At 58.3% G+C, this 14,297-nt stretch carries 11 protein-coding genes; 6 read left to right on the forward strand and 5 right to left on the reverse strand.

Going from position 1 to position 14,297, the window contains the following annotated elements:
- The first annotated feature begins 5 nt into the window (after nt 1-5).
- Together EAY64_RS19305 and EAY64_RS19310 are read left to right on the forward strand one after the other, a co-directional pair.
- Complete coding sequence (locus EAY64_RS19305) at nt 6-2,381, forward strand: 3-hydroxyacyl-CoA dehydrogenase/enoyl-CoA hydratase family protein (protein ID WP_103526342.1); 2,376 nt, start codon at nt 6-8, stop codon at nt 2,379-2,381.
- A 67-nt stretch (nt 2,382-2,448) separates the two neighbouring features.
- Nucleotides 2,449-3,651 (forward strand): acetyl-CoA C-acyltransferase, encoded by a 1,203-nt coding sequence (locus EAY64_RS19310; protein WP_103526332.1) that lies wholly within the window; start codon nt 2,449-2,451, stop codon nt 3,649-3,651.
- 102 nt (nt 3,652-3,753) lie between these two features.
- Here EAY64_RS19310 and EAY64_RS19315 read toward each other — a convergent pair whose 3' ends face one another.
- The gene (locus EAY64_RS19315; RefSeq protein ID WP_226034273.1) at nt 3,754-5,187 is read right to left on the reverse strand and encodes a cyclic-di-GMP receptor FimW-related protein; all 1,434 of its coding nucleotides are present in this window, start codon (nt 5,185-5,187) and stop codon (nt 3,754-3,756) included.
- A 215-nt stretch (nt 5,188-5,402) separates the two neighbouring features.
- Here EAY64_RS19315 and EAY64_RS19320 point away from each other — a divergent pair, with 215 nt between their 5' ends.
- Complete coding sequence (locus EAY64_RS19320) at nt 5,403-7,604, forward strand: patatin-like phospholipase family protein (RefSeq protein ID WP_158604738.1); 2,202 nt, start codon at nt 5,403-5,405, stop codon at nt 7,602-7,604.
- Between the two features lie 76 nt (nt 7,605-7,680).
- On the opposite strand, the gene trpC is transcribed toward EAY64_RS19320, so the two are convergent.
- The 4 genes from trpC to yjgA all read right to left on the reverse strand — a co-directional run bounded on the left by trpC (nt 7,681) and on the right by yjgA (nt 10,727).
- Nucleotides 7,681-8,481, reverse strand: a complete 801-nt coding sequence (gene trpC, locus EAY64_RS19325; protein WP_103526335.1) for an indole-3-glycerol phosphate synthase TrpC — start codon at nt 8,479-8,481, stop codon at nt 7,681-7,683.
- Nucleotides 8,482-8,599: 118 nt separating this feature from the next.
- Complete coding sequence (locus EAY64_RS19330) at nt 8,600-9,583, reverse strand: YheT family hydrolase (protein ID WP_103526336.1); 984 nt, start codon at nt 9,581-9,583, stop codon at nt 8,600-8,602.
- Nucleotides 9,583-10,164 (reverse strand): molybdopterin adenylyltransferase, encoded by a 582-nt coding sequence (mog, locus tag EAY64_RS19335; protein ID WP_103526337.1) that lies wholly within the window; start codon nt 10,162-10,164, stop codon nt 9,583-9,585. The genes EAY64_RS19330 and mog overlap by 1 nt, the downstream gene beginning before the upstream one ends.
- The gene (gene yjgA / locus EAY64_RS19340) at nt 10,164-10,727 is read right to left on the reverse strand and encodes a ribosome biogenesis factor YjgA (RefSeq protein WP_103526338.1); all 564 of its coding nucleotides are present in this window, start codon (nt 10,725-10,727) and stop codon (nt 10,164-10,166) included. The genes mog and yjgA overlap by 1 nt, the downstream gene beginning before the upstream one ends.
- Nucleotides 10,728-10,853: 126 nt before the next feature.
- On the opposite strand from yjgA, the gene pmbA reads away from it, so the two are divergent.
- From pmbA to EAY64_RS19355, 3 genes are all read left to right on the forward strand, one after another.
- Nucleotides 10,854-12,212: a metalloprotease PmbA gene (gene pmbA, locus EAY64_RS19345; RefSeq protein WP_199734496.1), complete on the forward strand. Its 1,359-nt coding sequence runs from the start codon at nt 10,854-10,856 to the stop codon at nt 12,210-12,212.
- A gap of 87 nt (nt 12,213-12,299) precedes the next feature.
- Nucleotides 12,300-13,439, forward strand: coding sequence for a patatin-like phospholipase family protein (locus tag EAY64_RS19350; protein ID WP_103526339.1), 1,140 nt, complete (start codon nt 12,300-12,302; stop codon nt 13,437-13,439).
- 60 nt (nt 13,440-13,499) lie between these two features.
- Entirely contained in the window at nt 13,500-13,994 is a 495-nt protein-coding gene (locus EAY64_RS19355) for a disulfide bond formation protein B (RefSeq protein ID WP_226034274.1), read from the forward strand.
- The last annotated feature ends 303 nt before the right edge of the window (nt 13,995-14,297 follow it).

Genomic DNA, 14,297 nt, shown 5'->3' on the forward strand with positions numbered 1-14,297 from the left:
AAACCATGTCTCAAACCAAGTTCAACGTACGCAAAGTGGCGGTGCTGGGTGCTGGCGTGATGGGCGCGCAGATTGCCGCTCATCTGGTCAATGCCAAGGTGTCGACCATTCTGTTCGACCTGCCGGCTAAAGAAGGTAATAAAAACGGCATCGTGCTCAAGGCCCTGGAAGGCCTAAAAAAGCTCAAGCCGTCACCGCTATCCAACAAGGATGCCGTTGGCTATATCGAGCCGGCCAATTACGAAGATCATCTGCACCTGCTGAAGGATTGCGATATCGTCATCGAAGCCATTGCCGAGCGCATGGACTGGAAGGCGGATCTGTATCACAAGGTGGCGCCTCATCTGGGCGAACACACCATTTTTGCTACCAACACTTCCGGTCTGTCGATCAACAAGCTGGCCGAGAGCTGTCCTGATTCGGTGCGCCCGCGTTTCTGCGGTGTGCACTTCTTCAACCCGCCGCGTTACATGCATCTGGTCGAGATCATCCCGTGCGTAATGTCGGATGCGGGCATTCTGGATAATCTGGAGCGCTTCCTGGTGACCACCCTGGGTAAGGGCGTGGTACGTGCCAAGGATACCCCGAACTTTGTCGCCAACCGCATCGGTGTGTTCTCCATGCTGGCGACCATTGCCAATGCCGAAAAATTCGGCATCCGTTTTGATATTGTCGATGACCTGACCGGCCCGCGCCTCGGTCGTCCCAAATCCGCCACCTTCCGCACGGCCGACGTCGTGGGTCTGGACACCTTCTCGCATGTAGTGAAAACCATGGACGACACCCTGCCGGGTGATCCGTGGCATGGCCTGTTCAAGTCGCCGGAATGGTTGCAGAAGCTGATTGCCGCCGGTGCACTGGGTGCCAAGAGCAAGGTGGGCATCTACAAGAAAGACGGCAAAAAAATGTTCGTCTTTGATGCTGCCGCGGGCGATTATGTTGGTGCCGGTCAGAAGGGTGATGACGCGGTCAAGGACATCCTGAAGATTGCTGATCCGGCGGAAAAATTCCGTCAGCTGCGCGCCAGCGAACATCCGCAAGCACAGTTCCTGTGGGCTTGCTTCCGCGATGTATTCCATTACATCTCCTACCATCTGGCGGATATTGCCAACTGCGCCCGTGATGTGGACTTTGCCATTCGCTGGGGCTTTGGCTGGTCGGTAGGTCCCTTCGAAACCTGGCAAGCTGCCGGTTGGCAACAGCTGGCACAGTGGATTGATGAAGACATCAAGGCTGGCAAGACCTTGTCCGCGGCCGCACTGCCGGATTGGGCCTTGCAGGCCGATCGTGCTGGCGTGCACTTTGCCAGTGGCTCCTACAATGCTGCCGGACAGAATCTGGTAGGCCGCTCGACACTGGACGTGTACCAGCGTCAACTGGCACCTGCCCGTGTACTGGGCGAAGCTTCGGCCCCGTTGGGTGAAACTGTATTCGAGAATGATGGCGTGCGTGCCTTCACTACCGGTGATGAAATTCTGGTGGTGTCGTTCAAATCCAAGGCACACGCGATTGGCCCGGATGTGATTGATGGCCTTAACAAGTCGCTGGATATTGCCGAAGACCGTTTCAAGGGTCTGGTGATCTGGCAGACCGAAGAGCCGTTCTCGGTTGGTGCCGACCTGCAATCCATGTTGCCGGCCTTCATGACTGGCGACTGGGCTGCCATCGATACCACGGTGCGCCGTTTCCAGGATACCTCGATGCGCCTGCGCTATAGCCAGGTGCCGACTGTCGCTGCAACCCAGGGCTATGTCTTCGGCGGTGGCTGCGAGTTTGCCATGCACTGCGACAAGACTGTGGCCGCGCTGGAGTCCTACGTTGGTCTGGTGGAAGTGGGTGTCGGCCTGTTGCCGGGCGGTGGTGGCTGCAAGGAGTTTGCCCTGCGTGCCGCACAGGAAGCCAAGGGTGATGTGCTGGCCGCGCTGAAGGACTACTTCATGGCGGTTGCCACTGCCAAAGTGGCGACCAGTGGTCAGGAAGCGCAGGAAATCGGTTTCTTCCGCAAGGGCGATCCGGTGGTATTCAATGCTTACGAGCTGCTGTATGTCGCCAAGCAACAAGCGCTGGCCATGGCCGAATCCGGTTATCGCCCGCCGCTGAAGGTGAAGGGCTTCCCGGTGGCTGGCCGTTCTGGTGCCGCCTCGATCAAGGGCTCGCTGATCAATATGCTGGAAGGCAATTTCATCTCCCAGCATGACTTCTTCATTGCTTCGCAAATCGCCGATGTCATGACTGGTGGTGATGTTGAGGCCGGTACGCTGGTGAACGAGCAGTGGATTCTAGATCTGGAACGCAAGGCCTTCATGACCTTGCTGCAAAATTCCAAAACCCAGGATCGCATTGCCAATATGCTCACCACCGGCAAACCGCTGCGCAACTAATACGAAACAATGCATCAGACCGACGGCCGCGAGGGGCGGAGCCGTCGGCTGCCAGGAGATTGAAAAAATGGTTAAGCAAGTACAGGAAGCCTATATCGTCGCAGCCACCCGTACCCCGGTGGGCAAGGCACCGCGTGGCATGATGCGTCATGTGCGCCCGGATGACATGCTGGCGCATGTGATTAGCGGCGCGCTGGCCCAGGTGCCGACGCTGGACCCCAAGCTGATTTCCGACTGCGTGGTGGGTTGTGCCTTCCCGGAAGCGGAGCAGGGCCTGAACATGGCGCGTATCGGCGTGCTGCTGGCTGGTCTGCCCAATACCGTTGGCGGTATCACCATCAACCGTTACTGCTCGTCCGGCATCAATGCCGTACAGATGGCGGCAGACCGCATCCGTCTGGGTGAGGCTGACGTGGTGATTGCTGCCGGTGCCGAGTCGATGTCGCTGGTGCCGATGATGGGTAATAAGGTATCGCTGAACCCGGAAATCTTTGCCAAAGACGAAAACTTTGCCATCGCCTATGGCATGGGTCTGACTGCAGAAAAAGTGGCCCAGCAATGGGGTGTGTCGCGCGAAGATCAGGATGCCTTTGCTGTCGAATCGCATCGCCGTGCCATCGCCGCCATTGATTCCGGTGCTTTCAAGAGCGAAATCACCCCGCTGGAAGTGACCTATCGTACGCCGAACCTGGAAACAGGCGAAGTCATCAGCAAGACCAAGCTGCTGGATACCGACGAAGGTCCGCGCCGCGAAACCACGCTGGAAGGCTTGGCCAAGCTGAAAACCGTGTTTGATGCCAAGGGCTCGGTGACTGCCGGTAACTCTTCGCAAATGTCCGATGGTGCCGGTGCGGTGATCCTGGTGTCCGAGCGTGTGCTCAAGGAGTTCAACCTGGTGCCGCTGGCGCGCTATGTGACCTTTGCGGTCAAGGGTGTGCCGCCGGAAATCATGGGTATTGGTCCCAAGGAAGCCATCCCGGCCGCTTGCCAGCAGGCTGGCATTACCCAGGATGAGCTGAAGTGGATCGAGCTGAACGAAGCCTTTGCCGCACAGGCCTTGGCCGTGACCCGTGATCTGGAGCTGGATACCAGCAAAATCAATCCGCATGGTGGCGCGATTGCGCTGGGTCATCCGCTGGGTGCTACCGGTGCCATCCGTACCGCTACGCTGGTACATGGCATGCGTAATGCCGGTCAGCAAGGCTATGGCATGGTCACCATGTGTATCGGTACTGGCATGGGTGCTGCCGGCATCATTGAAGTGCTGTAAGGCTGTTGCCTGTTCGTCAAAACGCCCGCGATTGCGGGCGTTTTTGTTTGCTGTGCCTGGTGGCGCTGCAGGTGCAGCAAGGTGGACTGCGTGGCTTCGCCCTCAGTCCACCTTGGACAGGGTGTCGAAATCGCTATTGCAGCAATCCTCAAACTCCTGCTGCGGGTTTTTCAGACGGATCAGGTAGGACTTGCCCTGTGCGGTGAGAATCTGCTCACGTCCGGGCTCGGCCAGCTGTTTGGGCATCAGGAACCAGCGCTGGCTCTTGCGCGAGTTCGGTTGGGTAATGTAAATCGCGGTGACCGGCTGGTCACGATTGCCTGCAGGGTCGCTCAGCGATACCCCGACTGGGCTTTGTCCCAGAATTTCTATGCCGACCTTGGTGCCATTCTGCTGGCGCAGGATGCGGCGAATGGCACCCAGCAGCAAGGGGTGGCTCTCGGTTTTTACCAGTATCAGGCGACCGATAGCCAGTTGTTCCAAACTCTTGCCGACGAAGGTCAGCCCCATGCCGCTGCTGCTGATGTCGTTGACTTTCCACTCCTGGGACGGCGTGTTCTGGTTGTTTTCGATGTCCTGAATCTTGACGGTAAAGGCTGCCCGCTCGAAGCCGATGGTGACCTGGGCGTTCGAGCTGTGCAGCGAGCGCTCGGATTTGCGTAGCGATTTGCCGCCATCATCAGACCAGCGGATGGCCAGTTTTTCGCACAAGGCCAGCCATTCTTCCCGTTCCAGCTTGGCCTCAAGTGCCCTGAGCGAGGCGGGAATGGCACGGTCGAGGTCGAACATCAGGTCGGCCAGGCGGCTGGTCAGATCGCTGGTGGACCAGTAGCGCAGCCATTTGCCGGCCATGCCACGCAGCAATGGCTGTGGGTGCTCCGGCATGCTCAGGTTGATGACGAAGACCGGCTCTTGTGCCGGCGGCTGTTTTTCCAGGCGTATGCCCTGGCTTAGCGGCATCATCATCTGGTCGACCGCGATGATCTCACGGTGCAGCATATTGTCGGTCTGTGCCAGATACAGCATGCAGCCTTGCAATAGCAGCTGTTCGCAGCTGACTTCCACCGAGGAGTCGGGGTACAGCATCAGCGGGGTACGGGCAACCCCGGCATCTTCTGCCTGCATGTAGAAGCGGAAGCCTTGTTGCCAGACCGAGCCTTCCGGTTTCAGATAGCGCAGTGAATTCCAGGCGATCAGCCGCATCTGGTGATGAAGGCCACGCGCGGTGATCAGCCGGATATCGGCTTCCATGGCATTGTTGGGCGAGGCCTGATACAGGCGCAGGCAAATCTGGTAGGCATTGGCCAGTTCGTGCCAGAAGGCCAGAATGGTAGGGAGATAGTTTTTGCTGCCGGGTACTGCGGCCAGAAAGTCCTGGCACAGCTGGTGATGAATGTTGTGGGCCTTGTCGTCGACGTAGACCAGGGTCTTGATGCGCTCCTTCAACGGGATATCGGTATCCGCGTTTATTTTGGAGACGGCCTTGATGATTTCAACCAGGGCAGTAAAGTATTCAGCCTGCGGCAAATCTCTCACCAGCAAGGTCGCCGATTGGGCGATACCGGTTGCCAGGGAGTTTTTTGTGAGCAGGGAACTGACCAGAGATTTAAAATCGAACATTGTGCCTTAAGCTTTATGGGGCTCTATGTTTTGTCGAATGTATGACACTATATCTTACGTCACCGTGCAGCTTAGGTGAAATAGTAAATTTCCGTTTTTTACTGAATATGCATCCTGCTACAAAAAGAATTTTGAAAATTTCGCTGAAACTGCTGATTCTGGTGCTGCCCATCTTGCTCACTGCGCCGCAGGTCCGTGCATTCGAACTGGCTGCGGACGAAGGGGTGGGCGTGGTGCTGGGCGGCGGTGGCGCGCGCGGCTTTGCCCACCTGGGGGTGCTGCGCGAGCTGCAGCGTCTGCATATTCCCATCCGCTGCATTGCCGGTACCAGCGCGGGCGCACTGGTTGGCGGCATGTATGCCAATGGACTGGATCTGGATCAGATGGCAGCCGATTTCCGTGATGCCAACTGGGATCAGATGCTGTCCGGGCGTCTGCCGCGCACAGATATTCCCTATGACAAGAAGCGTGATGATTACAAAAACTATCTCGATGTGACTTTTGGCCTGCAGGACGGGCAGCTGCGGGTGCCGCGCAGTGCCATCAATTCGCAGGAAATCGAGATGTTCATCCGCAAGCTGACCCGCGACCGCCAGTTGGATACCTTCGAAAAACTGCCTATTCCTTTCCGGGCGGTGGCCACTGATCTCGCCAATGGCGAGGCGGTCGTGTTTGACAAGGGGCCGCTGGCCCAGGCCTTGCGCGCAAGCATGGCCGTGCCCGGTCTGTTCGATCTGGTGGAAACCGATGGCCGGCTGCTGGTGGATGGTGGCCTGGCGCGTAACCTGCCGATTCAGGATGCGCGGCAATGCGCGCAGCACCTGATCGTGGTGGATGTCGGCACGCCGCCTTTAAGCAAGGACCAGATCAACAGCCTGTTTGACGTGGTGGCACAGACCTCCAATCTGATGGTCAGCCGTAACGTCAAGGAGCAGATGGCCTTGCTGCAAGCGGATGATGTGCTGATCCGACCCGACCTGAAAGGTTATAGCGCTGCCGATTTCGTGGAAAACCAGGCCATCATTCAGCGTGGCAATGCGGCGGCAATGGCTCAGGAGCAGGCACTGCGCCGCTTTTCGGTGAGTGCCGAGCGTTATGCCGCCTGGCGCGAGCGCTTGAAGCTGCCGCCCTATCCGGTGGTGGATGATATCCAGGTCAAATCCGACAGTCGCTTTGTCAATGTTGATGGGCTGGCCAACAGTGTGGCCGACATGAAGGGCGGGCAGACGGTGAGCGATGTACGCGAAAAGCTGCGCGAGCTGTTTGCTGCTGGTGATTATGATCAGCTGAGTTACGCCATCGACTCCCGTAATGGCCACAACATCATGACCGTGATGCCACTGGAAAAGAATATTGGTCCCAATACCGTCCATTTCGGCCTGAGCCTCAACAGCTCGACACCAGGCGATTCCAACTTCAGCTTTCTGGCCTCCCACCAGCGTAACTGGCTGAACCCGGCGGGTGGCTCGTGGCGGAACGAGATGGTCATCGGCAAGGACAAGCTGTTCAAGACCGAGCTGTACCAGCCCTGGTCGTATGACAGTCCCTTGTTTGCAGCGGCGTCGCTCAGTTATCACCAGCAGCCCTTGTCATTCTACGATGACAATCACATCAAATATGCCGAAGTGAGCAACGATATCACCATGTTCAATGCCGATGTCGGTACGGTGCTGGGGCGTTACGGTGAATTGCGACTTGGGCTGTTTGATTCGCGGGTGGAAAGCTATCTGTCGCTGGGTGACTCCTCTTTGCTGAATGGCACGGTCAATCACAGCTACGCCGGGGTTCGCGGCAAACTGGTGTTCGATCAGTTTGACAATCCACGCTGGCCGCGATCAGGGTATTTCATGAATGCCGTGCTGACTTCGTCCTTGCCGGCCATGGGCAGTTATACCGCCAGCCGTGACTATGATGCAGTGGTGGAAGGGGTGAAAACCTTTGGTGATCTGACCTTCCGGCTGACAGGCAAGGCGCGTGGCATTGTCAATCGCAAGCCGGATGACTACCGGCTGGAGTCGCTGGGCGGCTTCCTCAATCTGACCGGCTATCAGGCTGGCGAGTTGCTGGGCGAGAAGGTGGCCTTGTCACGACTGATGGTGTACTGGCGTGCATCATCGCTGCCATCGGCCTTGGGCAGCGGTCTGTATGCCGGGGTGTCGGGCGAAGTGGGGCGGGTGTGGGGCAATCCCTTCGATGGCCACACAACGCAATGGATTCCCGCCGGTTCGGTGTTTCTAGCGGCTGATACCATTTTTGGCCCATTCTTTCTGGGGGTGGGCAATGCCAAGAATGGCAAACTCAGCGGCTATATTTATCTGGGTGCTGATTATTGAAACCAGGTACTGGAATACAAAACGGCCACCGCTTGGGTGGCCGTTTTGCTATTGCCATCCACGTGGATGACAAGTTTCAGTTTTGCGGAAAGAACAGTCCGGCAAGGGCTGCACCAGGGTCGTCCTGACGCATGAAGGCTTCGCCCACCAGGAAGCTGTGTACCTGATGGCTGCGCATCAGGCGCACGTCATCGGCGCTAAGAATGCCGCTTTCGGTTACCGCGATGCGGCCATTGCTGATGCCGGGCAGCAGCTTGAGCGTGGTGGTCAGGCTGACTTCAAAAGTGCGCAGATTGCGATTGTTGACGCCGATCAGCTCGGTATCCAGCTGCAGTGCCTGTTCCAGTTCTTCTTCATTGTGGACCTCCACCAGCACGGCCATGCCCAGTTCGCGTGACAGGGCTTCGAAATCGCGCATCTGGGCCAGCGGCAGGGCAGCGGCAATCAGCAGGATGCAGTCGCCACCCATGGCGCGGGCTTCATATAGCTGATATTCGTCAACCATGAAATCCTTGCGCAGCACCGGCAAATGGCAGGCGGCGCGGGCAGCTTCCAGATAGGCGGCATCGCCCTGGAAATATTGCTGGTCGGTCAGTACTGACAGGCAGGCTGCACCGGCAGCCGCATAGCTGGCGGCAATGGCTGCCGGGTCGAAGTCGGCACGAATCACACCCTTGCTCGGGCTGGCTTTCTTGATTTCGGCAATTACCGCCGGCTGACCCAATACATGCTTGGCGCGGATGGCGGCGACAAAGTCGCGTTTGTCGGTAGCACGCAGTTCGGCTGCGCGGCGTACTTCGGCCAGCGGGCGGGTTTGCAGGGCAGCGGACACTTCCTGATGCTTGGTGGCGACGATGGTATTGAGGATGTCGGACATTCTGTAAGCCTGTGGTAATGCGTTCAGCCAAAACGGACATCATGCAGAACTGTGCCGGCTTTGGCAATCATGCCGCAGCGGCCTGTCTGTCGGTGCCGTCGAGCTGAGTCGGGTGACGCTAAGGTTTGGCTACCGGATCTGCTTGGCCGCTGCTGTTTTGCAGATAGGGCAGGAAGAAGTCGAGCAGACGCTGTGGCAGCCAGTGGATGTTGCCTGGGAAGCGGCCGCTGACAAAGCCGACATGGCCACCATGCTGCGGAAAGTCCAGCACTACGGCCGGGCTTACATCGGCTGTGGTAGGCAGGGCTGATGCCGGCAAGAAAGGGTCGTTGCGGGCATTCAGTATCAGCGTTGGGCAGCTGATCTGGCGCAGACGTGGCTTGCTGCTGGCGCGTTGCCAGTAATTGAGTGCCGTTCCATAACCATGCAGCGGTGCGGTGACGACATCATCAAATTCGACAAAGGTGCGGGCGCGGCGCACCCGGCTGGCATCGAACAGGCCCGGATGCTGGCGCAGGGTGGCCAGTGCCTTGGGCTTGAGGGTATTCATGAACATGCGGGTATACAGCAGCCTGCCCAAGCCACGGTCAAGCCGGGTGCTGGCGGCGACCAGATCCAGCGGGGCCGAGATCGCGGCTGCGGCACGGGGCAGGGCCGACGGGCCTTCTTCGGCCAGATAGTTCAGCAGCATGCTGCCCCCCAGCGATACCGCAGCGACTGCCATCAGCGGATAGCGCAGTGCCAGCCGCTGCAGTATCCAGCGGATTTCGGCGGCATCGCCGGCGTGGTAGGCGCGTGGCAAGGGATTGTCCATGCCGCCGCAGCCGCGAAAGTGTGGCACCACGCCATGCCAGCCGCGTGCAGCCACCGCCTGCATCAGGGCGCGGGCGTAGTGGCTGTCGCTACTGCCTTCCAGACCATGAAACAGCACGACCAGCGGGCTACCGGGCCGGCCATCGACAAAATCCAGTGCAATGCTGGCCCCGTCCGGGGTCGGCCACTGCTCGCGCCGATAGGGTGGCCGTGGCGTGCGCAGCAGCAGTGCTGGCCAGATGGTTTGGCTGTGGCCGTCTGGCAGCCATGCCGGAGCACGGTAGGACATCAGGCTGAGGCAGGTTTTTGTGCCGACTTGGGGCGGAATGCCTTGACGATCTGCGGCACGGTTTCGACATAAGGGCCGCCGATCAGGTCGAGGCAGTAGGGGACGGCCGCAAAAATGCCGGGTACCAGAGTTTCGCCCTGCTCGCTCTTCAGTCCTTCCAGGGTTTCCTTGATCGCCTTGGGCTGGCCGGGAAGATTGAGAATCAGCGAGCTGTTGCGAATGACGCCGACCTGGCGCGACAGGATGGCCGTCGGCACAAAGCGCAGGCTGATCTGGCGCATTTGTTCGCCGAAGCCGGGCATTTCACGGTCGGCCACTGCCAGGGTGGCATCGGGGGTGACATCGCGCGGAGCCGGACCGGTGCCGCCGGTTGTCAGCACCAGATGACAGCCTTCCTCGTCCACCAAGTGACGCAGCGTGGCTTCAATCTCTGCCTGTTCGTCCGGAATCAGTCGGGTAACCGTGGCGAACGGGCTGGCCAGCGCCTGAGTCAGCCAGTCTTGCAGGGCAGGAATGCCCTGATCCTGGTATACGCCGCTACTGGCGCGATCCGAAACCGAAACCAGGCCTATCTTCAGCATTACTCGTCTTCTCCGTATTCGTTTGCTTGCTCATCTTGCTGGGCTCGCGGTTTGCCCGGCTCGGGGATGGCTTGCTTGATCAGCTGGAACAGCAGGCGGAAGGATTTGGGCGGCTTGTTCTCGGCCTGTTCCTTGCGGGCATTGCGAATCAGCGTGCGCAGCTGTTGCGGATCGGTGCCGGGGAAGTCGTTGATGAAGGCGGCTGACATCTTGTCATCGCTCATCAGGCGTTCACGCCAGCGTTCCAGCAAATGCTGCCAGGCAATGTGCTCGGACGATTCGCCCTTGATCACCAGCAGGTATTGGCGGATCGGTTCTGCGTCGATGTCGCGCATCAGTTTGCCGATGTACTGCAACTGGCGGCGCAGTGCGCCATGGGCGGTAAAGCGTTTGTAGTCCAGAATGGCAGTCAGCAAATCCTCCGGCAGCTGCATTTTCTTCAGCGTATCCTTGGAGAGTTCGACCAGCTCCTTGCCCAGATCCTGCAGCGCGTCCATGTCGCGCTTGCGCTGGGACTTGCTGATCATGCCGTCAGGCAGGCTGTCGTCCTGGTAATCAGTCATCGTTCAAAAGTCTCTACGGTTTTCAAGGCTGGTATGATACCGGAAAAGACGTGTCGCTTCCCGTGCAAACACGTCGGAGGCGGTGGTGGCCGGCTGCACCGCCGCATCGGCAAGGCAAAATACATCATGGTAGATAAGACATTGGCAGACAACACATTCAGTTTCAGCAAAGACGTATTAGCAGGCATCGCCAGTCGTGTACTGGAACTGGCGCAACAGCATGGGGCTTCTGCCGCGGAAACGGATGTTTCCGAAGGCCTGGGACAGACGGTCAGCGTGCGTCTGGGCGAGGTGGAAACCATCGAGTACAACCAGGATAAGGGGGTGTCGGTCACCGTTTACCTGGGCCAAAAAAAGGGCCATGCCAGTACCTCTGATTTTTCCGAAGCCGCTCTGCAGGATACGGTGAAGGCTGCGCTGGATATCGCACGCTTTACGGCCGAGGACGAGTGTTCCGGGCTGGCGGACCGGCAGTTGCTGGCCACCGATTTTCCCGATCTTGACTTGTTCCACCCGTGGAATCTGCCGGTGGAGCAGGCGATCGAGCTGGCGCGCCAGTGTGAAGATGCTGCCAGGGCAGTGGATGCACGCATCCGTAATTCGGAAGGCGCTTCGGTATCCGCACAAGCCAGTCATTTCATCTATGCCAACAGCCATGGTTTTCTGGCGGGTTATCCCGGCAGCCGTCACAGCATTTCTGCGGCAGTCGTCGCGGAAGAGGGCGGCTCGATGCAGCGTGATTACTGGTACTCGGCCGCACGTCATCCGGCTGATCTGGATGATCCGCTCAAGATCGGCCGTATCGCGGGCGAGCGGGCTGTGCGTCGGTTGTCGGCCCGCCGGGTGAAGACCGGACAGTACCCGGTACTATTCGAGGCGCCAGTGGCGGCCTCCTTGCTGGGTCATCTGGTGTCGGCGATCAGTGGTGGTAATTTGTACCGCAAGTCTTCTTTCTTGCTGGATTGCCAGGGGCAGCAGATTTTCCATCCCAATATCACGGTGGATGAAGATCCCTTTGTGCTGCGTGGCATGTCGAGCGGTGCCTTTGATAGTGAAGGGGTGGAAACCTCGGCGCGACGGCTGGTTGATCAGGGGGTATTGCAGGGCTATATGCTGGCCAGTTACTCGGCACGCAAGCTCGGTTTGCAGACAACCGGCAATGCTGGCGGCCCGCATAATCTGCTGGTGCACAGCACGGGCGAGAGCTTTGACGAGTTGTTGCTGCAGGTGGGGACGGGTCTGCTGGTCACCGAACTGCTGGGGCATGGCATCAATACCGTGACCGGCGATTATTCACGCGGCGCGGCCGGCTTCTGGGTGGAAAATGGTGTGATCGCCTATCCGGTGGAGGAAATCACCATCGCAGGCAATCTGCGTGAAATGTTCCAGCACATGGTGGCGGTCGGTACGGATACCTTGTCACGAGGTGGCAAAGTCATGGGTTCGGTGTTGATCGAGTCGATGACCGTGGCGGGCGAGGACTAAGGCTGGTGTGATGCGGCTGCTTGTCAGAGCAGCCGTTTTCCGGCTATGCCTATAACAACAACTAATGCATCCACAGCGAGGTGCAAGATGGCGGGGAAGAGCAAGATCGGTCTGGTGCTGTCGGGAGGCGGCGCCCGTGCCGCCTATCAGGCGGGTGTATTGCTGGCCATTTCACGTTTGCTGCCGGAGCCGGAACGCAATCCCTTTCCCATTATCTGTGGTACTTCGGCCGGAGCCATCAATGCCGTGGCAGTGGCTGCCGGGGCGGGCAATTATCGCCAGGCGGTGCGCTATCTGGCGCAGATGTGGAAGCAATTGCACATCAATAACGTCTACGATGCCAGCCTAAGTTATTTTCTCAAGACCTTTTTCCATTTTGGCATTTCCATCGCTACGGGTGGCCGCGGCTGGCGTAATCCGCGCAGCTTTCTGGATAATGCGCCATTGCGCGATTTTCTGGCTCGTACCATGCCGCTGGACGGTATTCAGGATTCACTGGAACAGAATGCCCTGCAGGCACTGGCGCTGACGGCATCCTGCTTCAGCACCGGCATGTCGGTGACCTTTTTTGAGGGGCAGTCCAATATCAATGAGTGGTCGCGTCATCAGCGCATGGGTGTGCGCGAGAGAATCTCGCTGGATCATCTGATGGCGACTTCCGCCATTCCGCTGATCTTTCCCTCGACCCAGATCGGCAAGCTGCATTATTGCGATGGTGCCATTCGGCAGATGGCGCCCTTGTCGCCAGCCTTGCATTTGGGGGCGGAAAAGCTGTTTATCGTGGGTTTGAGCAGCCAGCGACCGCAAGGGGTCGAGCGCCGTACGACCGGCCTGGCGCCAAGCCCGGCGCAAATATTCGGCCACCTGCTCAATAGTGTGTTCATCGACAGCATGTCGATGGATATGGAGCGCTTGTTACGGGTGAATCACACGGTGTCATTGCTGGAAGGGCATCAGGAGCTGTGCTCGCAAACCAGCCTCAAGCAAGTGGACATTTTCATGTTGAACCCCAGTAAATCACTGGAAAGCATTGCCTACCAGTATGCACACCAGTTTCCGCCAGTATTGCGCTTCCTGATGAAGGGGGCGGGTGGCACGCGCCAGCGTGGTATGACGCTGGCGACTTATTTGCTGTTTGAGCCGGGATATTGTCGTGCCCTGATTGCGCTTGGTTACAAGGATGCGCTGAATCAGCGCGAAGCCATCAAACAATTTCTGGAACTTTGAGTCTGTAGCAAAATCTCAGAGCTTTCGTATTTCAGCCCAAAACATAAACAAGGGGATGTTGTGAGTATTCGTTTATCGCGCCGACAAGGGTTCTTTCTGGTGGCTGCCGGATGTGCCGCAGCCATGGGCTTTGCCCTGTATTCGCAGTATGTTTTGCTGCTGGAGCCTTGCCCGTTGTGCATTTTCCAGCGCGTTGGTGTTATTACCGTCGGCCTGATTGCTCTGTTGGCAGCCCTGCATAATCCCGGTCGTGGCGGCTATCGCCTGTGGGCCGGGCTTGGTGTGCTGGCTGCACTGGCGGGTGGAGCGGTTTCCGTGCGGCAGCTGTGGTTGCAGAGTTTGCCGGAAGACCAGGTGCCGGCCTGCGGACCTGGGCTGGACTATCTGATGGAAACCTCACCGCTATGGGATGTGCTTTCCAAGGTATTCAAGGGGAGTGGTGAATGTGCCAAAGTGGATTGGACTTTCCTGGGCCAGGCCATGCCGTTCTGGGTGGCAGTATTTTTTGTCGGCGTCATTGCCATGCAGCTTTGGCTGGTCATGCGCAAGGATTGAACTGAGCCATCAACCACAGCCGCTAGTGGTTAAACTGCTGGCGGTGTAATTTGGCGCGACACGATAGAACCCGGCAATGCCGGGTTTTTTGCGTAAATGGCGGATTATTTACACACTCCTGCTGGACTTGCATGCCCCTGTCTATTGGGGTGGGCTGCATGCACATGGTTTTCACGACCATGAGCATCGTATCGCTGGCTGGCTTGGGGGCAGAGGATATCGAATGGGAATGCAAAAAAGCAGCCGATGGCTGCTTTTTTTGATATTGGCGGAGTGGACGGGACTCGAACCCGCGACCCCCGG

Source organism: Aquitalea palustris (genome assembly GCF_003693445.1).
GTDB lineage: Bacteria > Pseudomonadota > Gammaproteobacteria > Burkholderiales > Chromobacteriaceae > Aquitalea > Aquitalea palustris.